The sequence below is a fragment of the Paeniglutamicibacter psychrophenolicus genome (assembly GCF_030812255.1).
GTDB lineage: Bacteria > Actinomycetota > Actinomycetes > Actinomycetales > Micrococcaceae > Paeniglutamicibacter > Paeniglutamicibacter psychrophenolicus_A.
The window spans coordinates 160,147-185,339 of sequence record NZ_JAUSSH010000004.1 but is presented as its reverse complement, the minus strand read 5'-3'; the positions used below and the strand labels follow the sequence as shown (position 1 = coordinate 185,339).

Sequence of the window (25,193 nt, the reverse complement as noted above, 5' to 3'; positions counted from 1 at the left end):
TCAGTCTATGGCCGGGCGCGCGAACCAGGAGACCGGCGCACCGCCGGAGGAACCCTGCGGGCGCAGGCCAAGGTCCTGGTCCGAGAGGTGCAGCACCACGGCTTCACCGTCCAGGGCGTCGGGACGGGAGAAATCCAGTGCGCCTCCGGCGATCCCCTCCGCGGGGCCCAGCACGAGGGTTCCGAGGACCTGGGCGACCTTGGCAGGATCGTTGCTGCCGGCGGCGGAGACCGCACGGACCAGGGCCACCACGGCGTCGTGGCTGCGCGAGTCAGCGGCATGCGCGAGGTCGGCAAAGGGCACATCCCCGGTCAGGTTCATGGATTCGGGCTCCTGGGCCAGGACCCGCAGGCCGGCGAGGAAGCCGGACATGGCACGTCCGGAGTCATCCGGGCGCAGGGCCGCGGCGTCCGTGGCGTCCGCGCCGGCGGTGGACAGCCGCCCGGAGGCGGTGCCGCCGGCCTTGGCAAGCTCGGCGGCGAAAGCGGGGCTGGTTGCCCCGGGCGCCAGCACGAGGGGGACGGCGACGTTGGCCGATTGCAGGGCGTGGACCACGGTCGCCTGTTGGGCCGGGCTGCCCGTGAGCAGGATGGCGTCGGCGGGCTTGGCCACCGGGGCCCGTGGCGGGGTGCCGTCGGCCTTCGCCGGTTCGGCCACCCCGGTGCGGCGGGCCACATCCGCGGCCAGCGCCTCCGGATCGGCGCCCGGCTCGAAGGAAATGCTTGCGGAGACGTCCACGGAATCCGGGGCCCCGCCGCCGGCGTCGATGAGCAGCGGGCGCCGGGCGCCGGCCAGGGCCGAGGACAGGGCCTTGGACAGCTGCGCCTGCGTGGGTCCCGTGCGCCACGCCGGCCCGGCGGATTCGATCTTGCCCGCGTCATAGGGAAGCAGCACCGGGACCCCGGCGTCCGCCGCGGCGGAGAGTGCGTCGGGCACCTGCGGGCCGTCGGTGGCCACCACGATCCCGGCGACGTTCTCGGAGACCAGCTTCTCCACGGCCTTGTGTGCTCCCTCGGCAGTGCCCCGGTCATCGGCGGTGGACAGGGTGACGGGCGTGCCCGCCAGGGAGAAGCGGTGCGCGGCAACGGCCGCGCCCTGGGCAGCGTCCTTCCAGGCGGCACCGGACCCGGAGCCGTGCGTCAGCACGACGCCGAGCTTGGTGCCGGCAGGAACGTTGGCGGCGGAGAGCGCCACCGGGACGCCCGCCTCCACCGGATCGCCCTTGGCCGCATCGGCCGGGCGGAACAGGAAGACCGACAGCGCGATGACCGCGGCGACTGCCACGACCACCACGCCTGCCGAAATGAGGTTTCGGCGGGTGGCGAGGGAATTCACTTGGCACTTCCCAGGCGGAAGGAGTACAGCGTCTGCGTCGCAGCGCCCGCCGGTACCTCGAGGTGGAAGGTCGGCAGTGCCGACACCGTCTCGAGCGAGGCCTTGAACTGGGCCTGGCGCAGCAGGATCCCGGCAACGTCCTCGGCCCGGACGTTCGCGTAGCCCTGGGCGTTCTTGGTGGCCAGGGCCAGCTGGTAGTCGGCCGTGTCGGCCTTCGCGGCACTGGTGGCCATGGAGCCGAGCAGACCGGAGCCGTTGACCTTGCGGTCGCCGAGGTCGAGCATGACCTTGGAAAGGCCGGAGGCCAGGAGCTTCGAGGCGCCCTCGACATCCCGCGTCGAGGCCCCGGTGCTCCGCGCGATTTCCTCGAGCGAGGCGGCGGTCTGCCTGCTGACCGCCTCGGACAGGCCGGCATCCTGCTTGGCCAATTCGGCGTGCTGCTTGTCTACCGTGGTCTTGGCGTTGACTTCCACGTCGGCGGCCGTCGAGGACAAGCCGGCGACCGAGCGGTCGAAGGCCTTCACGACTGCGTCGCTGCCCTCGGCTCCCTGGGCGGAGACCACGCGGATCTGGCTGTCGATCAACGCGGTGACTTCGTCGGTCATCGCCGCCTGGGTGTCCTCGAAGGCCTTCGTGATGCCAGACTCGAGCTCGTCCTGCTGCTTCTGCAGGGTCAGGAGCGCCGCACCCATGGAGTTCCGGCTTGCCTTGGCAGCGTTCACGGTTTTGCGCAGTGACTCGATTTCGCCTCGGAGGCTGTCGCTACCCTTCAACGTGCCATCCAGTTCTTTGACCTTGGTGTTGACGGCTTCAAGGCTCTTTGAAAGGCTCGCATTGGCCTCGTCGATCTTGACATACGCGGGACCGTCCAAGACTGGTTTGGAGGCCAACTGTTCAACGTCTTTCCATGCCGCAATTTGGGTCGCTGCATGACGTTCAATTCGCGCGTCCCATGTCGAGGCCTCGTTATCGGCCCAATTTGTCCACTCACGGGCTTGGTCACTGGCTTCGCCGTCCAGGTCATCGGCTAGATTCTGCATCCGTTCGTGCAACGGCTTGGAGTCTGTGGCGAGGGCCTCGAAGGTCTCGGGATCGGTGCCGCTGCACGGAATTGACGTCAGGTATGACCGAAGCTCCTCGATGTCTTCACGCGAGGGAGATTCGTCGGTGAGCGTTTTAGATGACGTGCTTCCAGTGGCGACACCCTTTGGTATCAGAGCACACATTTCAGCGGCAAGCCTGTCATTTTGCTTGGTCATTAAGTCGAGTTCGTCCGTGTGTTCACTCGGTTCGAACACCCATGGATTTTCTAGATCCATCGGAAATTTGTGGTCTTCGACGAGCTTGATTGTGTCCGAGGCGATCGTGTTGATCTTCTCGTTTCTGGTCCGCTCGTCCGCGACCAGTTTGTCAATGGCTGTCTTCAGTTCATCAACCGGGAAGGCAACGTTCTTGACCGTGTCCCGGAGCTCCTGAAGCGCAACCTTGGTCGCCTTGGCTTCTTGTTCCTTGCTGGCATCGCCAGTGGCTGCCGCCTCGTCCAAAGCTTCAACGTCTATGGCCAGCTCGTCGATTCCGTCTGAAAGGATCCGGTGCTGTGCCCGCGCGCCGGTGATGACCTCGGGCTGAAGCGTCGCAACCAGCTTGTCGCCCTGGCCCACCAGCTTCAGCAGGGCGCCGGTCACGGTGATCGACGAAGCATGGAACGCACAGGTCAGGGATGCCTCGGTGCAGTTCTCCGCGTTCGGCTGGGCCGGGCCCACGGTCTTCTGCAGGGCGGTGGCCACCTCGTCGCGGCAGCCGGCGGTCGAGCGGGCGTAGCCGTCCAGCTGGGCGGACATCAGCACCAGGCTGGAGTAGACGGTCGCGGTTTCGCCTGCGGGTGCAACGATTGCGGCGCAGCCGTTGCCCTTGATCGTTGCCTTCGGCACGCCGACCGAGGTGTCGCCCAGCATGGCGTCGACGGTGTTGACGGTCTGCGAGAGCTGCGCGAGGGTCGTGGTCTCGGCGCCGGTGACGGTAGTGTCCAAGTCGGTCTTGAGCGAGCCGAGCTGGTCCTTGAGACCGCTGAGGGTCCCGGCCAGGGAGTCGCTGCTCTCCTTCAGGTGGGCGGCGGTGCTCACGCCCAAGGTCTTCGAGGTGCTCTCGAGGTTGCCGCGCACGTCGGTGATGGTGGAACCCGCGCGGCTGAGCACGTCATTGACCTCTGCGATGAGGTCGATGGTGCGCCGCTGCAGGGCGAGCTCGGATGTGGGGCTGGTGTCGAACGCGGAGGCCAGCACTCCATCCACCGAGAGGTCGGTGGACATGCCGGGCTGCACGGCCACGTCGATGCCCGGGGCGACGAAGTCGGTGACATCGGCGACCAGGCGCAGCGTGGTGCTGGCGCCGGTGGCCGGAGGGGCGAGGAGAGTTGCCCACTGGATGACTGCCTCGCCTTCGGGCGAGGCGCTGATGATGCCGTTGGTCCCGGCCGAGCCGGACCCGGATTCGCCCACGATGTTGCCGGGGGAGACGCCGGGGAGCACCGTGGAGGCGGCTATGGTCATCGGGGCGCCCACGAGCGCCGGTTCGGTGCGGGACTGGCCCGCGACGTCGAAGGTCACGTCCCGCGGGGCGACCGTCAGGTTTTCCACGGTCAATCCGATCTCGATCCGGCCGGTGTAGCCTGCCAGCTCCTCGAGATTGGTGCCGGTCTTCTCCGCGGTGCGGTACTGCGCGCTCACCCGGACTGGCAAGTCGCTGGCGACCTCGCCCGGAACATAGGAGGTGTCCGCGCTGGAGGAATCACCCGTGGTGTCGTCCACCGAGATGGCGGTCCCGTTGACCGCCCAGATCGAACCGTTGGAGGCAAGGCCCACGTTTACCGACTGCAGCACGCGCGAGGGCGTGCCGACAACGTTCGGCGCGTTGGTGCACGCTGCGGTGAAGGCCACTGCAGCCACTGCCAGGATCGCGCCGGCCGCGCGGGCGGGCCTCGGGCCGGACGTTCGTCGTGCTGCGTTCTTCTTGGCTGGGCGTGTGCTGGCCACTTGCTCCCCTTCATGATTCAAATTCCTCTTGAATAATAGGTGGTGCATCGTCCGAATCGATAAACCCGCGCCGTAGCCAAATCCGTTCATTGACAAGTTGAAACGGCGTGTTGCGCCAAGTTGCCCGCATTCGCGCGGATGTTGGAAATAAGTGCCCCGCGTTACTTGGCCGAGCCTTGTCATCTTGTTAGTGTTATTTCGTTCGAGTCTCCGAATAGCGCATCGGCGCGGGGACATCACCAAGATTCTTGGAGGATTTCATGTCGCGTGTCCTATCAACGGAGCAGGCCAAGACGGCCATTCAGCAGATCCAGGCGATCATCAACGGCGGTTTCACCGACCAGATCAGCCAGTTGGATGCCCAAGGACGGGTCTTGTCGGACCCGAACGTGTGGGACGGCCCCCTGGCTTCCCAGTTCCGCGGTTCGACGTGGCCCGAGACGAAGGCCGCGCTGGACAAGGCACGCACCGAGCTTGAGCAGCTTCGAGGCCAACTGAACCAGATCTCGACGAACATCTTCACCGCGGGCGGCGGAAACTAGCCAGCCCCTGGAACGCCCCCGTTGCCGCCACAAGGTGGCGCCGCCCCTGGCGGCGGGGGCGTTTTCCGTCGTTATAAGTAAGCCGAGGCCGCTGAGGTTCCTCGGGTAGTTGTTCGGGAACCTGCTGGTTCCGCAGGCTGATGAGGGAGTTTTTGCGTGGCCGATCTGGGGGTCTTTGACCATGACGTTGTGTTCGACAACGGGACGGCAGACGCCCTGATCTCGGCGTTCAACCTTGCTGCGTTGAGCATCGAGGAGCAGTCTGGCTCCCGCTCGTCTCTGGTGGCTACGGCCGGAACCGAGTTCAAGGGACACTTCTCGCAGCTCTTCGCCGACAACGCACGCGTCGCGTCCGCGGACGCGACCGAGCTCGCGGCACGCCTGCGCGAGGCAGCCACCGGCGCCAAGTCGCTGAAGGAAGAAGCCAACAAGGAAAACGAACGCCGCCGGATGGCCCGCGAATGGAAACAGCGCCGGGACGAACGCCGGGACAACTTCCTGGCCCGGGGATGGGACTGGGTTTTCGGCGAGGAAGATCCGCCCGTCGGGCCCCCGGCGCAGGAAGTGAGCATCGAGGCCTCGGCTCCCGTGACCGGGCTCAGGCAGACACCGGCCCCCGGCGGTGGCTCCAACACCGGCGTATCGGCCGCCCGCCCCGGCGACCTGCGGTCATTCGCCACCGGCTCGGCGAACCTGAACGCCGAACTTGCAGGCCGGCCCGCGGCATTGCGCGGACACCTGGCTGACTTCGCGTCCCGCTGCAGCTACGGCTCCCTGCACGCCAACGGAGTCGTCAACGGCTTCGACAAGTGGCTCGAGGCCAACGACCAGGACGTGGCCTGGGCCCTGACCATCGCCAACGCCTTCGCCGCTGCCGGCGGCGAGGGAAACGTCTCGCGGCTGGCCGACTCGGCACTGATGGCGGCCCTGGCGGCCCAAGGGGTCGGGGCGACCCGCCAGGACATCGCCATCGACGCGGCATTCGCACTCGGCGCCCCTCCGACCACCGGCTATTCGATGGACCCGGTGAACACCTCCACCGGCAACTTCCTGGAAACCGAGGTCGACCTCGGATTCGCGGGAGCCGCGTCGGCGCTGGCGGCCACGCGGACCTACAACTCCCTTGACGAGCGGACCGGGGTCTTTGGCCTTGGCTGGGCCTCGGTGTTCGACACCCGCCTCGAGCTGGAGGACGAAGGCGCCTGGATGGTGCTGTCCGACGGGCGCCACCTGTGGTTCCCCCGCCTCGGCGAGGGCTGGGACCGGGCCGACGGGGAAAATTCCTGGCTGGCCCGGGAAACCCTGAACGATGGGGTACGCACCAAGTACGCGGCGGAATCCGCCGAGGTCCTCGTGGCGCGCGACAACGCAGGTGCCCGCTGGGTGTTCACGACGGCCGGGACGTGGTTGTCCTCGGACACCGGCCAGGGCACCGCGGTGCTGGTGCGCCGGGACGCCGAGGGACGCATCTCCGAACTGGCCCACGAACGCGGCCGCTGGGTGCGCACCGAATTCGCGGGGGACCGGATCGCGGCCCTTGCGGCCTCCGACGGACGCCGCGTGGAGTTCGAGTACGACGGGAACGGGCAGTTGCTCTCCGCCGCAGGGCCGGGCGGGGTGCGCAGCTACCGCTGGAACGATGCGGGCCTGATCGAGGCGGTCACCGACGCCGCCGGCGTCCAAGAGGTGGTCAACACCTACGACGGGCACGGACGGGTGCAGACCCAGGTCTCGGCCTTCGGCCGGGTCACCCGCTTCGCCTACCTGCCCGGCCGCCTTACCGTGGTCTCCGATGCGGACGGGACCCGTTCCAATGCCTGGATCGCCGATGCCAGGGGCCGCTTGGTCGGCGTCATCGACGCGGATGACAACCGGCAGTCCATGAGCTACGACAGGTACGGCAACCTGGTCTCCGCCACCGAGCGCGACGGCTCCCTGACCGTGCACGCCTACGACCGGCGCGGCCGCAAGATCCGCACGCTCACCCCGAGCGGGGCCGACATCACCTACGGCTACGACGAGGCCGACCGCCCGGTGACAGTGGTGACCGAATCCGGCGCCACCGTGCACTACGAATACGCGGACGACTCCTCGCGCAACCCCTCGCTCATCATCGATCCCGAGGGCGGGCGCACGCAACTGCACTGGCGCGAGGGCCTGCTGGAGAAGGTCGTCGACCCGGTCGGGGTAACCCTGGCCTTCGGCTACGACGCGCACGGGGACCTGTCCACCATCACCAACGCGTTCGGGAACACCGCCACCCTGCACCGCGATGCCGCCGGCCGGGTCACCGAGGCGGTGTCCCCGGGCGGGGCCCGGACCACCTACCGGTATGACGCAAGCGGTCGGCGGGGCTCCCGCCGGGACGCGGACGGGGCGCTGTGGAAGTTCGAGTACGCGCCCGGCGGCGCCCTGGCGGTGGTCACCGACCCGCTCGGTGCCCGCACCGAGATGCATTACGGCCCCCACGGCCAGCTGGCCAAATCCGTCGACCCGCTGGGCCGCGCCGTCACGCGCAGCTTCGACGACTTCGGCCTGGTCACTGGCGTCGAGCTGCCCGACGGCGCCCGCTGGGGTTTTGCCCACGACGCGCTCTCGCGCCTGACGCAGGTCACCGACCCGGCCGGGCACCCCTGGTCCCGCGAGTACAACAAGAACGGCGAGCTCACCGCGGTGGTGGACCCGACCGGCGTGCGCCAGCAGATCTCGGCGGACGCGGCCTCCGGAACGGTGACCGTGCAGGACGCCTTCGAGCGCAGCAGCGTGCGCTGCGACGAGTTTGGCCGGCCCGTGGCGACCGAGCGCGCCGACGGCAGCACCGAGCTGGTCACCTATGACGCGTGCGGCCGCCCGGTTGAACTGGTGGATGCCGAGGGCGGGCTGACCCTGCTGCGCCGCGACGCCGCCGGCCGGGTCATCGAGCACCGCTCCCCGGGCGGGGCCGTCACGGGCTTCGAGTACGACGCCGCAGGCCGCCCGGCTGCGAGCATCGACCCGACCGGTGCGCGCACCACCCTGGAATACGACGCCGACTCCCGCGTCGTCGCCCGCGTCTTCCCCGGCGGGGAAACCGAGCGCCTGGGATACGACGCCGTCGGCAGGGTTGCCTCGCGCCATACCCCGGGCCGCGGCACCTCGCGCTTCGAGTACGACCTGGCCGGGAGGATGGTCCGGGCCGTTGATTCCTCGTTCGGGCGGCGCAAGTTCCGCTACGATGCGGCGGGCCAACTCATCGAGGCCGTCAATGGACTGGGCGGGGTGACCCGCTACGAATACGATGCGCGCGGCCGCCTGGTCACCGTCACCGATCCGCTGGGCGCCACCACGCGCCGAGGCTACAACGAAGCCGACCAGGTCGTTGCCGAGACCGACCCGCTGGGCCGGAGCACGACCGCGGGATTCGACCCGGCCGGCCGCCAGCTGTGGCAGTGCGATCCGGACGGGCGGCGCACCGAATGGCGCTACGACGAAGCCGGCCGCCAGGTCTGGCTGGGTGTCGACGGGCAGCAGCTGATGCAGGTCAGCCGCGATGCACGCTCCAGGACCGTGCGGATCTCCGACCTCACCCGGGAAGACGGGGCAGCGGTAGAGCAGTTGCTGCGCTTCAACCGACGCGGGCAGCTCATCCAGCGGCGGCGCAACGGGGCCGGTCCGTCATGGGAATACGACGCGGACGGCAACCGCACCGCGATGGTCGACCCGCTGGGAACGCGCACCGAGTTCGGCCATGATGCCGCCGGGCGCGTGGTTGTCGTCGAGCATCCGGTCTTCGGCCGGATTGCCTACGAGCGGGATGCCGCCGGGCGGATGGTCGGCGCTGTCGCCAGCGACGCGGTCCAAAACTGGGACTACGTTGAGGGTGCATTGGTGCGCCACACGACGACCACCGTCGACGGGGTGACCGAAACCCTCATTCGTCGCGACGCCGACGGACGCATTGCCGCAATCCTGGCCGACGGCACTGAAACCCGCTTCTTCTACGACGCCGCGTGCCAACTGGAACGTTCGGTCCGCGGGGACGGCGTCGTCTCCGAATGGCGCTACGACCTTTCCGGCCGGCTGGTCGCCGAATCCGTTGAAGGACTCGGCGCGGAGCTCGCCTATGACGCCGCAGGCCAGTTGCGTTCCCGCACCGACGCCGCCGGTGCCAGCACCTATTCCTACGACGGCTTGGGCCGCCGGACCGAGGCCGTGGCCCCCGATGGTTCGGTGCAATCCTTCGAATGGTCGCCCGGGGGCTGGCTGGGTGCCGTGGCCACGGAGGATTCCGCCGGGGAAACGTCCCGCAGCGAATTGTGGGTTGACGCCCTTGGCGAGCTGGCAGAGGTTGATGGCGCCGCGGTGTGGTGGGACTCTGCGGAGGTTGCCCCCCGCCTGATGTCCGTGGGCGACCAGTCCGTGGTGGCGCTGCCCGGCGGCGTGACAGTCGTCGGCGGCTCGGTGCTGTCGGCCGGGTGGCGCAGTGCGCACCCGACGCAGGCGGGCAGTCCGTGGGGCACGGCAGCGGATGCGCTTCCGGGGATTCCCCCGGGGTTGGCCGTGGGCGCTTCCGGCGGATTGCAGGTGGCGGGGCTGGACTGGTTTGGTGCCCGCGCATATGACCCGTTGACGCGTGGGTTCCTGTCGGTTGATCCGCTGGATCCGGTGGTGGGTTCGGGCTGGGCCGGAAATCCGTATTCGTTTGCCGGCAACGACCCGTTGCATGCGATTGATCCGCTCGGCTTACGGGCCGTGACCGAGGCGGAGCTGCAGGCGTACCGGGACGGCAACAATGGCGCCCTGGCCGCCGCCGGCGACTGGTGGGCCGAGAACTGGGAGTATGTCGCTGCCACCGCCGCGATTGTCGTTGGCGTCGGGTTGATGTTCACAGGCGTGGGTGGACCGGCTGGACTTGCCTTGATGGCGGGTGCTGGTGCTCTGGTCTCCGGTGGTGTTTCGGTAGCCACGCAAAAAGCCCAGAACGGTTCCGTTGACTGGGGCAAGGTGGGCGTCGATGCTGCCATCGGCGGCGTTTCCGGGTCACTTGGTGCTGGTACCGGCGCACTGGTTGCGTGGAAGTACGGTGGTAGCTTGACCGCCAGGGCGGTTTCTGCGGCGTCTGGCGGCGCGGTTGAAGGAGGGGTTGGCGGGGTTTCCGGCTATGCGATGAGCGATGGTCCGCATACGGTAAGTGGCTTCGCGCAATCAGGCTTTACCGGAGCAACGATCGGCGGCATCACCGGTGGGGTCACCGGTTACAAGCCCAAATGGCTGGACCGAGAGACCACCTCGACCTTCACGGCAGGCCTGTACCGTTCCGGCTACACACACGGGGAAACGACCTTGTACCGTGCTGGCGAAATTGACGGTAGGCACTTTGGAGGATCGTGGTCTACGGACAAGCCTACGAGTATTGCGCAGGTCAGGGAGGAAAAGGCGATCCTTTTGGATTGGCCTACCGGCGGCAGAAGCCCCATCGATCATGCTTTTGAAGCGAAGTTCACGCCAGGCACGACCACATATACAGGCTATGCTGCACCGCAGACAGGGCTTGATGGAACGCATTACAACGGTGGTACAAATCAGACCTACATACCTGAGTCCTGGAAGCGCGGAGAGATTACGGGCACATGGCCGCTCAATTAAATGACAAGTCGTTCAAGGACGTGGCAAGGCAAATGCGCACGTTTGCGCAGTACGTCGACGGAATGCGCCAACCTCGAATAGCACGAATGTACGAGGAAGCCGCGGACCGGCTCGAAAACGGAGTGACGGCGTATCAACTGCACGAGATTTGCAAGGCGGTGTTGAATTCATTCGGCGCGCACCAGGACGGCCTCCTCGTTATCTATGTTCAAAAGCCCGATGGCTCGCCCGATGAGGATGAGACCGACAAGTACTACGCCCTGCTCAAGACACTTCGGGTGTTCGCGCGTCGAAATCTTCGGGAAACAAAACTATCTTGGATTTTCAATGGGTTTCGATGGTGACTAAGTCGTAAACAAGTAAGACGGCCACCGCGAGGGGCCCCAAGCAGAGCACCGTTGCTCAGCGAAGTCCTTCGCGGAACCAGTCGTTCCCCGGACTTACGCCCAATGGTGCGTCTGTTCCTGAATAAGTGATCAGGCCGAGTGGACCCGGGCCTTCAGCCATCTTGGGCAACGCTCGAACGCGGCGCACGATCCCGAGTCCAGAAGTGAAGGTCTGATCGAAGCACGGGCGCTCTTTGGTGACAGAGGCAGTTTCAACGCTCCCGATATTGGCAAGTTTGGCGGGGTCTCAAGATATGACATTCAGGAGTTGGATGAATTTCCAGACGCGAAGTGCGCGATCGTTCTTCGGAACATGCGAAGTCGGAGACGCTGGTTCCTGCCGTCTTGGGTTAGCGGTGCGAGGAGGCGTCAACTCGAAAGCCAGTTGCGGGCGGTGCATCCCCTGCCTGATGTGATTGAGGGGTTTTCGAACTCCCCGAAGAGCACGGTCGACCCGCACGAGCCGACATATTCAGCAAGAAAACAAAGTACTCAGAAGGGCGTCAACATCGTCGGGGAAGCGCGAGATCTACGAGGGGCCCATCCAATCCTTCTCGGGAGGCACCGGGAGCTTGGCCGGTCGGCACGCTTCCACAGGACCAGAAGGGAAAGATTTTTTTCATGAATAATCCGAGGTTTCGTGTCCGGAAGATCTTCATCCCGGATATGCATCGCTCATCTGCGGCCGTCTATGAGTTGGAGGCCACACCGAAGGGTGCTTCCATTCCAGCGTTCCGTTTGAGGTCGCGGTTTCCCGCCGATGCCATGAGCGTGAAGCGGGAACCCGGAAGCACGTTGGGGTCATCGAACCTGATCGACGCGCAGGCTGCGGCCAGGATTGTCGAGGCAGCCGACCGCGCGGCTGGCAGGCGTTGGCCCTTGTGGGCCATGCGTGCCAAGAACGAGGAGCAGGGGCCTTGGCGAGGTTTGGATGGAGATGATGACGAACCCCTATGGCCGGAATCGGACAATGCGGCGCGTGCCGATCTCATGCAGTGCCAATGGGTGGCCGAGTGGTTCAGCCGCCTTGTGGGGGAGTCAAAGGTCTTGGACGTGTATGCGCTCCTTGGCCACGGTCTTGCGGGTCCTGCCATGGGGCGGCTCATCTCGGTGTCGATCGACCAGAATTTGTCGGTTCCGCGCAGATATGCGGTCGCGCTGGACCGAATGGCGCGGCGGGTTGGGGTTGCGGAAAGCGAGGTCTCTTCCTTATGGGCGCTGGTCCCTGCATCGGACGGTGTGAGCACGTGGTCCGGGCTACTTCCCGTCCCGCGGGTGAGGGCGCGCTGGGTGGGCGCTGGTTCCGAACAGATGGTTGAAATCGAATTCACGCCAATTCGTGCCGCGGTTCCGGAATGGACGGTGCTGAAAAGGTGCCCTTCGGGTTGGGCCCCTGGGTCGAACGAGGCCCACAAGCTGATCGGCGAGTTGCTCGATCGGGACTTCGCGAGCAGCATCATCAACGGCATCGCGGACAACCAGTTTGCCCCGATGCATCGGTGGCAGTCTCTATACCCCCAAGACGAACTGAGCTGACTCGACGTGGAAGCCACCGTGGATCGGAGCCAGGGCTGGCCAGGAAGCTGGACCTTGGCTTGAGGGAGGCATCGGACAGTCGTCAGCCTGTGGCTGCTCCCGATGACAAAGAGTTCGCTGCTCCTGGGGCGGCACTTTCGCAATTCGAGAAAGCAGTAGGTGGCCAGTGAGATTCGCCGGGTTCTTCAGGGTTTTCTTCGGTGACGAACCGACTTTCGTGAGCCGGAATTCCTCGGCCCGGGTCCCTTTGAAGCCGTTGCCAAATCGTGACTGGTGGAAACCTGTGCGGTGCCATAGATTGATCCTCAACGTCGTTGTCGCACCACACTTCAATAGGGATCTGACCGCTGGTTTCTTGGTGTTGATTCCTGCTTTCACCGCATTGGCCCTGGGACAGGAACGCACAGATGACAAAGAATCTCCGCACCGCGTTGCTCGCCACCGCTGTGTCCTCCGGGTTGCTGCTCAGCTCGGCCCCCGTGCAAGCGCAGATCCTCGGGGGCGAGGCTGAAACAACGCAAGGTGCGGTGACCGAAAGCATTCAAGACGCCACCGTGTCCGTTGCTGAAACCGCCGATGAAGAACCGAATCCGGCGACCGTGCCGGACCTTGGTGTTGCTGCCGCGGAAGACCAGGAAACGGTTGGCGTCGAAGCCGTCCAAGACGAATCCCAAGTCGATGCCCAGCAGGTCTCCACGGGAAGCGGCTCGGCCTCGGAGGCGTCTGAAACACCGGTTTCGCCAGATGGCGACGCGGCTGAGACCCCCGACGGCGTTGCCGTATCCGAAACCCTGGGCACCGGTCCCGTCACCGACGCCGGTTCGGACGGCACTTCGGGTCTCGCGACTGCACCGGCCGTGGAGCCCACGCCCCCCGGACCGACATCCACGCAGTCCGAGGGATCCGGAGTTCCCGAAAGCGAAATAGGCGATGCTACCGAGGTTGAGAGTGACGTCGTTGATCTGCCGTGGTGGCTCAAAGGAATCGAGATCCCGGAAGGCGCGGAAAACTGGACCGATGCCCAGTGGGAGGACTTCATCATGCAGATCGCCCAAGTGCTCGAGAACGAGCCTGCTTTCCAGGAACTCGATTCCATCATTGGAGAACTCGTTGAGCATGGCCGTGAAACGGATCTTGACGCGCTCTACGAGCACTTGCTATGGATGTTCGACGGTAACGAAGCCGCCGCACAGGAAGCATTTGAGGAGATCGTTTTCGGGTTGATCGAGAGCGGCGTGGTGGACGCCGGGATCCTCGATCCGAAGGAATCGGGGTCGCCCCAATCGTCAGCAAGGCCGGAACCGACGGAGCCCGCCGAAACCCCCAAGCCAGAAATCAAGCCCGCTGGCACGGTCACCAAGCCGGTCTTGGACCAGAAGCCGATCGTCAAGGCCGTCCTCAAACCGATCATGAGTTCCCAGACCGGCGAGCTGGCCGAGACCGGATCCAGCGATGTATTGGTCTACGCCGGGGCGGGTGCCGCAATGCTCCTGCTCGGTGCCTTCGCACTGCGAATGCGCAGGAAGCCCCGGGGCCACTAAGCGTTTCATTTTGGACCGACGCGTGACACGATTCGGCTATGACACAGTTTCAGGCTTTGGATACTCAGGAGCTGATTCACCTCTCGGTGACACGGGTGTGGGAACTACTCACCGACTGGGTTGCGGCCCCGAAGTGGATGCCTGGCGTCGACTCCATGGAACCGGAGCAACTCACCAGCCCCGGTGCGGTGCTTGACTACCGCTCCGGGACCCACGAACGCCAGTTGCTCATCACGGAGCTGCACGAAGAGCGGGTCATTGCCCTGTCCTCCGGCGGCGGAGACATCAGCGTGCTCTACCGCTACGAGCTCACCGAGGAATCCGAGCAAACGCGCGTCCGGTTGACCATCAGCGTGGACGCGGCCGAGGAATTGCGGGACGAGGTCGGGGACCTGCTGTCCGCCATCGCAGGTTCCGAGGCCGATACCTTGAAGTCGTTGCGTTCCTATGCGGAGGCAGCCCCGTAACGACGTGCCAGGCCTCGCCCAGTACGTGTCAGTCCGGGTTGGCAGCGGACAGATGCTCGAAGACGATGTTGGTTTGCGTCGAGGAGAACGCGGGGTTTGCACCGAGGTTCCCGGCCACGAAATCCCGCAGGGACTCGATGGAATCGGTGACGACATGGACCAGGATGTCCGGTGTCCCGCCAAGCACAAACACGTCCTGGACCTCGGGAAGCCCACGCAGGGTGCGTGCCGATTCCAGCATGGCGTCGCGTGCCTCGGACCGAACCACCACCGATATCATTGCGGCAATGCGCAGGCCCAGCTTGGCGGGATCGACATCTGCATGGAACCCGCGGATCACCCCGGCATCCTGCAACGCCCGGACGCGGCCCAGGCACGTGGACGGGGCAACCCCTGCGCGCGAGGCCAGAAGGTTGTTGGGGGTGCGCGCGTCCGCGCTGAGCTCGCGAAGGATCCGCAGGTCGACATCATCGAGGCGAACAGCGTTCTGCCAGCTGGTGTGGTTCTTGATGGAACCAGAATTTAGCACGGAAAACTCCTGAGGTTTTGGGCACTTGTTCAGTGCCCTATCTAGTGCACCATGAATAATTCTATGATGGGCATTCCCCGTCGTTGTCCGCCGAGCGATGGCAGGGACCCCGGCACGCATTCCAGAAAGGCCATCGAACCCCACCATGAGCACTCCCACCCAAACGGACCGCGCAAGTCTCCACGCAGCGGATGCAACTGACCCGTTGGCCTCGTTCAAAGATCGCTTCTCCCTCCCCGAAGGGCTGATCTACCTCGATGGAAACTCACTGGGCCCGATGCCGCTCGGTGCCGCCGAACGTGCGGCCGAGGTCATCAACAACGAATGGGCCCACGGTCTGATCCGTTCCTGGAACACCGCCGGGTGGTTTGAGATGCCCAGCAGGCTGGGTGACAAGCTGGCCCGGATCATCGGCGGAAACGACGGCGAAACCGTCGTCACCGACACCACCAGCCTGAACCTGTTCAAGGCCCTGGCTTCGGCGGTGCGCATCCAGCAGCAGGACGCTCCGACAAGGCGCGTGATCCTGACCGAACGCGACAATTTCCCCACCGACATCTACATTGCCGAAGGGATCAGCGACTTCCTGAACTCGGTCAACGCTGAAAACAACGAGCACTACGAGGTGCGCCTGATCGACGAGAACCTGACCCTGGAGCAGGCCCTGGATGATTCGGTGGCAGTGCTGGCCCTCTCCCACGTCAACTACCGCACCGGCGCCATGTGGGATATGAAGGATGTCACCGCCAAGGCCCACGCCGCAGGTGCCCTGGCCATCTGGGACCTTGCCCATGCAGCAGGGGCCGTGCCGGTGGACCTCAACGGCGCCGACGCCGACTACGCGGTGGGCTGCACCTACAAGTACCTCAACGGCGGCCCGGGCTCCCCGGCGTTCATCTGGGTCAACGAGCGCCACCAGGGCCGATTCTGGCAACCGCTGACCGGGTGGTGGTCCCATGCAGCACCGTTCGAGATGGCCGACAGCTACACCGCTGCCAACGACGTGCGCCGTTTCTTGTGCGGCACCCAGCCCATCACCTCCATGGCCATGGTGGAATGCGGGCTGGACGTGGCACTGGAGGCCGACATCGAGCTGGTGCGCGCCAAGTCCCTCGCGCTGGCCGACCTGTTCATCGCCCTGGTGCGCGAGCGCTGCGGCGAGTTCGGGCTCGAGTTGGTCACACCCGAGATCCATGCCGAGCGCGGCAGCCACGTCAGCTTCCGCCACCCCGAGGGGTACGCGATCATCCAGGCGCTGACCGACCGCGGTGTCATCGGCGATTACCGTGAACCCGAGGTCCTGCGCTTTGGCCTCACCCCGCTGTACCTTTCCTACACCGATATCTGGGATGCCGTGGAGATCCTGCGCGACGTCCTGGAAACAAGTTCCTGGGACGTGCCGGCCTACCGCACGCGCCACGCCGTGACCTAGAGGCATCGCCGGTGCCCGTCTTTTGGCCGGCGCCGCGGCCGTGATGTCCCGGTGCCAGTGGACCGCAAAGTCCCCGGGCACCGGGACATTTGCGTGCGCTGCCCACTCCGGTCGGTCCGTGGGTGAATGGTTCAGCGCATAGAATCTTCCACGATGCCCAACTCGAAAGGACCGATGTGGCGAAGCTGTATTTCCGTTATGGGGCAATGAATTCCGGCAAATCCACGGGATTGCTCCAGACCGCGTTCAATTACGAGGAGCGCGGGCAGCGGGTCCTGTTGGCGAAGCCGGGGGTCGACACCAAGGGTGACTCCCGCATCGTGTCCCGCCTGGGCATGAGCCGAGACGTGGATTTCCTGATCCCCCCGACGGCCGACATCCGGGAACTGTTCGCCCGGCAGGCGGCGGGGGACGATCCCGACGCGCTGGTCCAGCACGTGGATGCCCCGCCGGTGGCGTGCCTGCTGGTGGACGAGGCCCAGTTCCTGACTCCGGAACAGGTCGATGACCTGTTCCGCATTGCGATCCTGGACAACGTCCCGGTGCTTGCCTACGGAATCCGCTCGGATTTCCGCACCCACGCCTTTCCCGGGTCGCGGCGCCTGCTGGAAATCGCGCACAGCCTCGAGGAGCTCAAGACCATTTGCCGCTGCGGCAGGAAAGCGGTGTTCAACACCCGGCGCATCGGTACCCGGATCATCTTCGACGGCGACCAGGTGGCCATCGACGGTGATGAGGTTTGGTACGAGTCGCTGTGCGGAGCCTGCTACCTCGAGGCCTCGAACGGACGCTTGGGCAGCTAAGCGCCTGCCCGGTGCTCCAGTGCCAAGCCCTGCAGGATAACCCGCACCCCGTAGTCAAAGGCCGATTCTTCCCATTCGGTTGACACCGGTTCCGGTTCGGCCCCGGCCGAAAGCGCCACCGCTTCCTGGTGGGAAGCAATCGATCCCAGCAAATGGTTGACCAGTACGTGGCGGGCGAAGGTCGCATCGGTCTCCGGGATACCTGCGATCTTCAGGAAATCCAACAACCAACCCATCGGGTCCAACGATTCGGGCCGCATGGACTGGGCCAGTTGCATGACCTCGGCCGAGTCCGGAACGGCGATCAACGCGCTGCGCAGCTGGCGCAGCAGCGCCGCGATGGACAAGGGTGCCAATGAAGGGGTCGGGGTCGTGGGCCGGGGCACCGAATCCAGGAGCTTGGCCGCGACGTCCACGAGCAGTTCCTGCTTGGATTTCACATGCCAGTACAGCGCGCCGACCTGGACATCGAGTTCCCTGGCCAGCCGACGCATGGACAGGTCGGCCAGGCCAAACTCCGAGAGCACGCCCACGGCGGCATCAATGAGCTGTTCACGTGTCAGGGCCATGGCTCCCAGTCTAGGCGGCACGCCCAAACAAGTCTGAATGCAGGCTGACTTCCCCGCGTCATCGAGCCCGCCGGGAGCAGCGCGGCGCAGCATCCGCAAAAAGTCTTTTCCCCGATCTCTCGACGCAAGGGGCACCGGCGAGGTTTGATGGGGGCATGAGTATGCAATTTCCTACACCAGAGGCAATGAACGAGTTTCAGCGGCTCACCCGTGCCCTGCTCGGCGAGGGAGTGGTTGCTGGAAAGATGTTTGGCAAAGACGCCCTGAAGTACGAATCCAAGGCGATTGCCTGCCTGCTCTCGGACACCATGGGATTCAAGGTCGGGCGCGAGAGCGAAGCCATGCGCACGGCCATGGCCTATCCCGGGGCGGCGCTTTTCGACCCCTCGGGACAAGGACGGCCCTTCCGCGACTGGGTGTCGGTTCCCGAAAGTTCGATGGCCCACTGGGAAGCATTGGTGCGGGCCGCATTAACTGCGGCAATCGAGGCAGAGGACGAGCCCAAGGAAGCATAAATCAACCCATTGATCCTTCATCGGGTAAACTCGTGACGTAAGAGCCCCTTACTGTTCTTCCTGATCCTGCTTGGGCCAATCGAAGAGCGAGGGGCATTTCTGCGCCCGGCACCGCCGGGACCCGGCACCATGTGCCGGCCGCGCTGAATCGAGCAAGGGGGAGGATCCCATGCCAGCAATCGTGATCGTCGGAGCCCAGTGGGGCGACGAAGGCAAAGGCAAGGCCACAGACCTTTTGGGTGGCCAGGTCGACTATGTTGTGAAGCCAAACGGCGGCAACAACGCCGGCCATACAGTCGTCGTTGGCGGTGAAAAGTATGAGCTCAAGCTCCTTCCCGCCGGCATTCTTTCGCCAAATGCCATCCCGATCATCGGCAACGGCTGCGTGGTGAACCTCGAAGCGCTCTTTGAAGAGATTGACGGGCTCGAAGCCCGCGGTGCGGACACCTCGAAGCTGCGGGTCTCGGCCAACGCACACCTGGTCGCCCCGTACCACCAGACCATGGACAAGGTCACCGAACGCTTCCTGGGCAAGCGCGCCATCGGCACCACCGGGCGCGGCATCGGCCCGGCATACATGGACAAGATCGGCCGCCTCGGCATCCGCGTGCAGGACGTCTTCGACGAATCCATCCTGCGCCAAAAGGTCGAGGGCGCACTGCGCCAGAAGAACGAGCTGCTGGTCAAGGTCTACAACCGCCGCAACGTCGAGGTGGAGGAAATCGTCGAGTACTTCCTCTCCTACGCCGAGCGACTGCGCCCGTTGGTGATCGATGCGACCCTCGAGCTGAACAACGCCCTGGATGCCGGGAAGGTCGTGCTCATGGAGGGCGGCCAGGCCACTTTCCTGGACGTGGACCACGGCACCTACCCGTTCGTGACCTCCTCGAACCCGACCGCAGGCGGCGCCTCGGTGGGTTCGGGCATCGGCCCGACCCGCATCAGCCGCTCGATCGGCATCATCAAGGCCTACACCACCCGCGTGGGTGCAGGACCGTTCCCCACCGAGCTCTTCGACGAGATGGGCGAATACCTGCAGAAGACCGGCGGAGAATTCGGCGTGAACACCGGCCGCCCGCGCCGCTGCGGTTGGTACGACGCGGTTCTGGCCCGCCATGCCTCGCGCGTTAATGGCTTCACCGACTACTTCGTCACCAAGCTCGATGTGCTGTCCAACATCGAGAAGATCCCGGTGTGCGTGGCCTACGACGTGGACGGGGTGCGCCACGACGAAATGCCGATGACGCAGACCGACTTCCACCACGCCAAGCCGATCTTCGAGTACTTCGACGGCTGGACCGAGGACATCACCACGGCCCGCACCCTGGAAGACCTTCCGGAGAATGCACGCAAGTACGTGCTGGCCCTCGAGGCCATGAGCGGGACCCGGTTCTCCGCCATCGGCGTCGGACCGGATCGTGAGCAGACCATCGTCCGCCACGACCTGATCAACGACTAGGTTCCACACGCCAGGGGGCGTGGTTCTGGCACCGGCAGGATGACCTCCAGCCGGTGCCGGAGCCACGCCCTTGGTGTTTGCTCAGTGGTCGGTTGCGGGAACCAGCTGCACGCGCCGGGCCGCACGGCTGACCTGCAACGAACCGACCCAGCCAATGGCCAGGAAGATGGCGGCGGCAACCATGGCTGCCTGGACGCCCGAGGTGAATGCCTCGGACATGGCCCCGGCGACCTGCGCGGCGCGTGGCCCGAAGGCGGCACCCGCGCTGCCGTGCTGGATGAGCGGGACCAGCCCGCCGGCCGAATCGCTGAGCTTCCGCGCCCAGTCGCCGGCGTCGAGTCCGGGCAGGGCAAGGGCCGCCAAGTTGGTGGTGGCGGCATGCGTGGTGGCCACGGCCAGCACGCTGCCGGCAATGGCCGTGCCGAATCCGGCGCCCAACTGCCGCACGGTGCTCTGGGTTGCCGAACCCTGGCCCGAGGCCTCGGTGGGAATGTCGCGCAACACGGTGCTGGTCAGCTGGGCGGAGGCCAACCCCAGGCCCAGCCCGTAGAACACCAGGGAGCCCACCAGCGGCAGCAGCGGGGCCCCTGCGCCCAGTACGAGCAGCAGGGCCGCCACACCGACGATTTCCATGCCCAGCCCCAGCACCACCACGCGATCGGCCCCCAGGGCCTCGGCCAGGCGGCGGGCCAGGGCCCCGGAGAGGAACGCGCCGGCGGCCATGCCGGCAAGGATGAGCCCGGCGCCCATGGGGTCGGTGCCCAGCACATTGATCAGGTAAAGCGGCAGCACCAGCAGCAGCCCGAACTCGCCCATGGCCACCATCGTGGCGGTGGCGTTGCCCCAGGTAAACGTCGGGTAGGTGAAGAGCGAGAGGTCCAGCAGCGTGCTTTTGCCCGTTCTGGCGCGGCGCAGCTCCCAGCCAATGAACGCGGCCAGGGAGGTGAGGGCCGCGAGCCCCAGCAACGGGATCAGCGAAATGGCCGCATCGGCCGGCCACTGCAGCGGCCCGAAGTCCACCGCGGAGCGCGGGATCCACCAGCCCCAGCTTGGACCCTCGATGAGTGCAAAGACCAGCAGCCCGAACCCGACCGCGCTGAGCAGCACGCCCAGGAGGTCGGCGCCGCCACCCTTGGCAGCGTTGGTCGTTTCCGGGACAAAACGCCAGATGCCCAGGATCACCAGAATGCCCAGGGGCAGGTTGACCCAGAAGATCCACCGCCAGTCCAGGTAGGTGGTGAAGGCGCCTCCGGCCAATGGGCCGATGGCTGCGGCACCCGACATGACGGCGCCCCACACGCCGAACGCCGCAGCCCGTTCCCTGCCGCGGAAGAGCGAGTTCACGCTCGAAAGCGTGGACGGCAACACGGCGGCACCGCCGATGCCCTGCAGCGCGCGCGAGGCGATCAACGTGCCGGGCCCCGTGGCAAGGGCCGCCGAAAGGCTGCCGAGCACGAAGAGCCCGACGCCCAAGGCCAGCAACCTGCGGCGTCCCACCCTGTCGCCGAGCCGGCCGGCGGTCATCAGCAGTGCCGCCAGGACCACGGAGTAGAGGGAATTGACCCATTGGGCCTGGGCCAGATCCATGCCCAGATCCTGGATCATGGCCGGCAGGGAGACCCCGACGATCGTGCCATCTAGCACGATCATGGCCAGGGCCCCGGCCAGCACCGCCAGTGTAAACCACTTGTTGCCTTGTTTTCTCGTCACATTCCTCAGGCTATGGCGAAATCGGCGGTGACGGATCCACCGTTTGGGCGATTGTCGTTACGCTGGATGGAAGCAGTCAGCGACGAAGGGAATCGCCATGAAGGTCAGCGTTGGTCAGTTTGCCCCCACCGGGTCCGTCACCGAGAACTTGAAGACCATGGGCAACCTGGTCGCCAAGGCGAAGGCCGAGGACTCCGAATTGGTGCTGTTCCCCGAGGAAGCCATGCTCGCCGTATCCCAGGTGTCCGGCCCGCTGAATGCGGCCATCGAAGGGAACTGGACCGTATTCGTCCAGCAGCTCTCCTTCCTGGCGGCAGAACACGGCATCGCCATCGTGGCCGGCGGGTACGAGCAAAGCGGCGACGACCGCCCCTACAACACGCTGGCGGTGCTGGGTCCGGACGGCGCGATCCTGGGAACGTACCGCAAGATCCACCTCTACGACGCCTTCTCCTACCAGGAGTCCAAGTCCATCAAGGCCGGGGATGTGGGTCAGGTTCCCATCTTTGACATCGGTGGCCTGAAGGTCGGCGTGCTGACCTGTTACGACCTGCGTTTCCCGGAGGTTGCCCGCCGGCTGGTCATCGAGGGGGCAGAGCTGTTGCTTGTGCCCGCAGCCTGGTTCAAGGGGGAGCACAAGATCGAGCACTGGGAGACCCTGTTGCGGGCCCGTGCCATCGAGAATACGGTGTGGGTCGCCGCGGCCGGAACCAGTTCCAGCCACACCATTGGCCACTCCGCGATCCTGGACCCGATGGGTGTGCCGATCGAGTACCTGGGCGAGGACTCCGAGGGCCTGGTGACCACCGATGTCACCCGCCGCCGTATCGACGAGGTGCGCGAGTTCCTGCCGGTGCTGGCCAACCGCCGGCTGTAGCAAGAAAATCGCCGGGAGCCGGCGCGGGAAGCCCGACGGGTGCCCGCGCCGGCTTCCTTTTTGCCCTCGCGGCTGCCTCGTCCGGCAGCCTAGCCGCGGCGCTTGCCAAACCCGGGCGAACGTCACATTTTCGGCATGTACGACCCCGGGCTCCGCCCATTACTATTGGTGCTCGAAGTATCTCCGAACAGGCAGGAAAAGGCAGTGGGCAACAACAACTCGCAAATGAATGAAGCGATCATCGAGGAATGGGCCGAGGCGACCGCGCAGGCATACAACGACTCCTTGTCGGGCCTGGACCTGGCCCGGGTTCCCAAGGCAGTGCGGGCGTTCATCGACCTGTATGGGCAGAGCAAGGACATGACCTTCAACGCCGAGTACTCACCTGTCGACTACTTCGAGGAGCACCCCGCCTCAGCGATCGGTTCGATCCTTGACACCCCGGAAGCCCTGGAACTGCTGGAGGACGAAGAGGAAGAGGCGCTCGAGGACATCCTCGGCTTTGCCGAGGCCTGGGCCGAGTTCGATTCGAACCAGCAGCCGGACCTGGGGATTTCCGAGGCGGATGACGAGGATGCCGACTGGTAGAAGCCAGCGCGGACACGCCTCCGGGGGCGTCCACGACGAAGGGTCCGGGGCCGAAACCACATGGTTTCAGCCCCGGACCCTTCGCTTTGCGCGCAGTGCCTTGCTAGGCGAGCAGCTGCCGCTTGGAGGAGATGACGCCGGTGTTGAACCCTGCCAGGCGCAACCCGCCGTGGAAGCGGGCGTGCTCGATCTTCACGCAGCGGTCCATGACCACGTCCAGGCCATTGGCCTCGGCCTTCGCCGCGACCTCCTCGTGCCAGGAGCCCAGCTGGAGCCACAGCGTCTTGGCGCCGACGGCGATCGACTCGTCCAGCACGCCGGGCAAATCGTCGTGCTTGCGGAAGACCTCGACCAAATCCGGGGTCTCGGGCAGGTCCGCCAGGGACTTGTAGACCGGCTGGCCCAGGATCTCATCGAGCACCGGGTTCACGAAGTAGACCTTGTACTTGGAAGAGGACAGCAGGTAGGTGGCCACGAAGTAGCTCGCGCGCGAGGGCTTGTTGGAGGCGCCCACGATCGCGATCGACTTGGTGTTGCGCAGGATCTCCAGGCGCTCGGCGGCGTTCGGGCCGACCCAGCTGCGGATGTCGGTGGCGGTCATTACCTGGCTCCCGTCACGGCGGCCGCGCGGGCGGCGTCGATGGAGCAGGCAGCCCCGTCGTAGGCTTCCCCGGCCGGGGCCTGGGCCACCTGCTGCGAGACGGTCAGCGCCTGGTCCAGGTCCCAGAGGATGTCCTCGAGGTCCTCGAGGCCCACCGAGAAGCGGATCAGGTCCTCGGGAACACCGGCGGCAGCCAGCTGCTCGGTGCTCAGTTGCTGGTGCGTGGTGGAGGCCGGGTGCAGCACCAGGGTGCGCACGTCCCCGATGTTGGCCAGGTGGCTGGCCAACTGCAGTGCCTCGATGAAGGCGGTGCCGGCGGCGCGGCCGCCCTTGACGCCGAAGCTGAACACCGAGCCGACGCCCAGGGGCAGCAGCTCCCTGGCGCGCTCAAAGTGCGGGTGGGAGGGCAGCCCGGCGTAGTTCACGTAGGAGATGCGCGGGTCGTTATCCAGCCATTCGGCCACGGCCTTGGCGTTGGCAAGGTGCGAATCCATGCGCTGGGGCAGGGTTTCGACGCCCTGCAGGAGCTGGAATGCGGACTGGGCAGGCAGGGCCGGTCCGATGTCGCGCAACTGCTCGGAACGCAGCTTGGTCAGGAAGCCGTACTCGCCGAAGTTGTCCCACCAGGAGACGTTTCCGTAGGAGGCGACCAGTTCGGTCATCGAGGGGAACTTGCCGTTGCCCCAGTTGAAGGTCCCGGCCTCCACAACGACGCCGCCCAGGGTGGTGCCGTGGCCGCCGAGGAACTTGGTGGCCGAGTGGATCACGATGTCGGCGCCGTGCTCGATCGGGCGCAACAGGTACGGCGGGGTCAGCGTCGAGTCGACCACCAGCGGCAGGCCCGCGGCGTGGGCGACCTCGGCCAGGCCCTTGAGGTCGGCGATGTCGCCGGAGGGGTTGGCGACGATCTCGGTGTAGATCGCCTTGGTGTTCTCCTGGATCGCCGCGGCGAATTCCGCCGGGTCCGTGGAGTCGATGAAGGTCGTTTCGACGCCGAAGCGGCGCAGCGTCACGTCCAGCTGGGTGATGGTGCCGCCGTAGAGCTTCGAGGAAGCCACGATGTGGTCCCCGGCCCCGGCCAGCGCGGCGAAGGTGATGAACTCGGCCGCCATGCCCGAGCCGGTGGCCACCGCGCCGATGCCGCCCTCGAGGGACGCAATGCGCTCCTCGAATGCCGCAACCGTTGGGTTGCCGATGCGCGAGTAGATGTTGCCGTACTTTTGCAGCGCAAAGAGGTTTGCGGCGTCGTCGGAGTCCTTGAACACAAACGAGGTGGTCTGGTAGATCGGCACGGCACGGGAACCATGCTCGGCGTCCGGGGTGCCGCCGGCGTGCAGAGCGCGCGTGCGGAATCCAAATTGATGTTCGGCCATGATCGGTGGCTGACTCCTTGCATGTGCGGGCAAGGCCTTCCACTGCCAGTGGATGCCATGCCCTGAGGTGGTGGGGCTGTGTTGCGTGCTTTTCCCGGGGTCAATGCGGGTCGATGCCGTGGCGGGGGCCCGGCACTCCCAAAGATTGCTTGCGCGCTCTCCATCGTTTCTGGCGGAAGCACCTTGTCCACCGGAGTGTGGAAGGTTGCTGCGGCGTCACTGAACCAGATCTCTCGGCCGCTCGGGATGGTGGTCTGCAATCCATTGTGGCAA

General features: G+C 65.7%; 19 protein-coding genes and 1 riboswitch. Of the genes, 12 read left to right on the top strand and 7 right to left on the bottom strand.

What is annotated here, in order from left to right:
- Positions 1 to 1,335: a hypothetical protein gene (locus J2T21_RS08185; protein WP_307580326.1), complete on the bottom strand. Its 1,335-nt coding sequence runs from the start codon at positions 1,333 to 1,335 to the stop codon at positions 1 to 3.
- Positions 1,332 to 4,367: a hypothetical protein gene (locus J2T21_RS08180; protein ID WP_307580325.1), complete on the bottom strand. Its 3,036-nt coding sequence runs from the start codon at positions 4,365 to 4,367 to the stop codon at positions 1,332 to 1,334. Before J2T21_RS08180 ends, J2T21_RS08185 begins: the two co-directional genes overlap by 4 nt.
- Before the next feature lie 260 nt (positions 4,368 to 4,627).
- On the opposite strand from J2T21_RS08180, the gene J2T21_RS08175 reads away from it, so the two are divergent.
- From J2T21_RS08175 to J2T21_RS08150, 6 genes are all read left to right on the top strand, one after another.
- Positions 4,628 to 4,909, top strand: a complete 282-nt coding sequence (locus J2T21_RS08175; RefSeq protein ID WP_071214649.1) for a pyrophosphorylase — start codon at positions 4,628 to 4,630, stop codon at positions 4,907 to 4,909.
- A 156-nt stretch (positions 4,910 to 5,065) separates the two neighbouring features.
- Positions 5,066 to 10,534 carry a DUF6531 domain-containing protein gene (locus tag J2T21_RS08170; protein WP_307580324.1) on the top strand — a complete coding sequence of 1,823 codons (5,469 nt, stop codon included), beginning with the start codon at positions 5,066 to 5,068 and terminating at the stop codon, positions 10,532 to 10,534.
- Positions 10,519 to 10,878, top strand: a complete 360-nt coding sequence (locus J2T21_RS08165; RefSeq protein WP_307580323.1) for a hypothetical protein — start codon at positions 10,519 to 10,521, stop codon at positions 10,876 to 10,878. The genes J2T21_RS08170 and J2T21_RS08165 overlap by 16 nt, the downstream gene beginning before the upstream one ends.
- 663 nt (positions 10,879 to 11,541) lie before the next feature.
- The gene (locus J2T21_RS08160; RefSeq protein ID WP_307580322.1) at positions 11,542 to 12,456 is read left to right on the top strand and encodes a hypothetical protein; all 915 of its coding nucleotides are present in this window, start codon (positions 11,542 to 11,544) and stop codon (positions 12,454 to 12,456) included.
- Between the two features lie 407 nt (positions 12,457 to 12,863).
- Positions 12,864 to 13,997 carry an LPXTG cell wall anchor domain-containing protein gene (locus tag J2T21_RS08155; protein ID WP_307580321.1) on the top strand — a complete coding sequence of 378 codons (1,134 nt, stop codon included), beginning with the start codon at positions 12,864 to 12,866 and terminating at the stop codon, positions 13,995 to 13,997.
- 38 nt (positions 13,998 to 14,035) lie between these two features.
- Positions 14,036 to 14,464 (top strand): SRPBCC family protein, encoded by a 429-nt coding sequence (locus J2T21_RS08150; protein ID WP_307580320.1) that lies wholly within the window; start codon positions 14,036 to 14,038, stop codon positions 14,462 to 14,464.
- Positions 14,465 to 14,492: 28 nt separating this feature from the next.
- Here J2T21_RS08150 and J2T21_RS08145 read toward each other — a convergent pair whose 3' ends face one another.
- Positions 14,493 to 14,993 (bottom strand): Lrp/AsnC family transcriptional regulator, encoded by a 501-nt coding sequence (locus J2T21_RS08145; protein ID WP_307580319.1) that lies wholly within the window; start codon positions 14,991 to 14,993, stop codon positions 14,493 to 14,495.
- A 145-nt stretch (positions 14,994 to 15,138) separates the two neighbouring features.
- Here J2T21_RS08145 and kynU point away from each other — a divergent pair, with 145 nt between their 5' ends.
- Together kynU and J2T21_RS08135 are read left to right on the top strand one after the other, a co-directional pair.
- Entirely contained in the window at positions 15,139 to 16,425 is a 1,287-nt protein-coding gene (gene kynU, locus J2T21_RS08140) for a kynureninase (RefSeq protein WP_307580318.1), read from the top strand.
- A 176-nt stretch (positions 16,426 to 16,601) separates the two neighbouring features.
- The gene (locus J2T21_RS08135; protein WP_307580316.1) at positions 16,602 to 17,228 is read left to right on the top strand and encodes a thymidine kinase; all 627 of its coding nucleotides are present in this window, start codon (positions 16,602 to 16,604) and stop codon (positions 17,226 to 17,228) included.
- On the opposite strand, the gene J2T21_RS08130 is transcribed toward J2T21_RS08135, so the two are convergent.
- Positions 17,225 to 17,797: a TetR family transcriptional regulator gene (locus J2T21_RS08130; protein ID WP_307580314.1), complete on the bottom strand. Its 573-nt coding sequence runs from the start codon at positions 17,795 to 17,797 to the stop codon at positions 17,225 to 17,227. The two genes, J2T21_RS08135 and J2T21_RS08130, sit on opposite strands and share 4 nt — an antisense overlap.
- 185 nt (positions 17,798 to 17,982) lie before the next feature.
- Here J2T21_RS08130 and J2T21_RS08125 point away from each other — a divergent pair, with 185 nt between their 5' ends.
- Positions 17,983 to 18,312, top strand: a complete 330-nt coding sequence (locus J2T21_RS08125; protein WP_307580313.1) for a hypothetical protein — start codon at positions 17,983 to 17,985, stop codon at positions 18,310 to 18,312.
- A gap of 169 nt (positions 18,313 to 18,481) precedes the next feature.
- Positions 18,482 to 19,771, top strand: a complete 1,290-nt coding sequence (locus tag J2T21_RS08120; RefSeq protein ID WP_307580312.1) for an adenylosuccinate synthase — start codon at positions 18,482 to 18,484, stop codon at positions 19,769 to 19,771.
- 81 nt (positions 19,772 to 19,852) lie between these two features.
- Here J2T21_RS08120 and J2T21_RS08115 read toward each other — a convergent pair whose 3' ends face one another.
- Complete coding sequence (locus J2T21_RS08115; RefSeq protein WP_307580310.1) at positions 19,853 to 21,481, bottom strand: MFS transporter; 1,629 nt, start codon at positions 21,479 to 21,481, stop codon at positions 19,853 to 19,855.
- Between the two features lie 97 nt (positions 21,482 to 21,578).
- Between J2T21_RS08115 and J2T21_RS08110 the strand changes: the two genes are divergently transcribed.
- On the top strand, positions 21,579 to 22,358 hold the full coding sequence (locus J2T21_RS08110) for a carbon-nitrogen hydrolase family protein (RefSeq protein WP_307580308.1): 780 nt from the start codon (positions 21,579 to 21,581) through the stop codon (positions 22,356 to 22,358).
- Positions 22,359 to 22,583: 225 nt separating this feature from the next.
- Positions 22,584 to 22,946, top strand: a complete 363-nt coding sequence (locus J2T21_RS08105; RefSeq protein ID WP_307580306.1) for a hypothetical protein — start codon at positions 22,584 to 22,586, stop codon at positions 22,944 to 22,946.
- A 103-nt stretch (positions 22,947 to 23,049) separates the two neighbouring features.
- Here the strand turns inward: J2T21_RS08105 and J2T21_RS08100 are convergent, their stop codons facing one another.
- Together J2T21_RS08100 and J2T21_RS08095 are read right to left on the bottom strand one after the other, a co-directional pair.
- Positions 23,050 to 23,547, bottom strand: a complete 498-nt coding sequence (locus J2T21_RS08100) for a CoA-binding protein (RefSeq protein ID WP_307580304.1) — start codon at positions 23,545 to 23,547, stop codon at positions 23,050 to 23,052.
- Positions 23,547 to 24,920 (bottom strand): O-acetylhomoserine aminocarboxypropyltransferase/cysteine synthase family protein, encoded by a 1,374-nt coding sequence (locus J2T21_RS08095; protein WP_307580302.1) that lies wholly within the window; start codon positions 24,918 to 24,920, stop codon positions 23,547 to 23,549. Before J2T21_RS08095 ends, J2T21_RS08100 begins: the two co-directional genes overlap by 1 nt.
- Positions 24,921 to 25,077: 157 nt before the next feature.
- Positions 25,078 to 25,173: riboswitch (SAM riboswitch) on the bottom strand.
- Positions 25,174 to 25,193 lie beyond the last annotated feature (20 nt).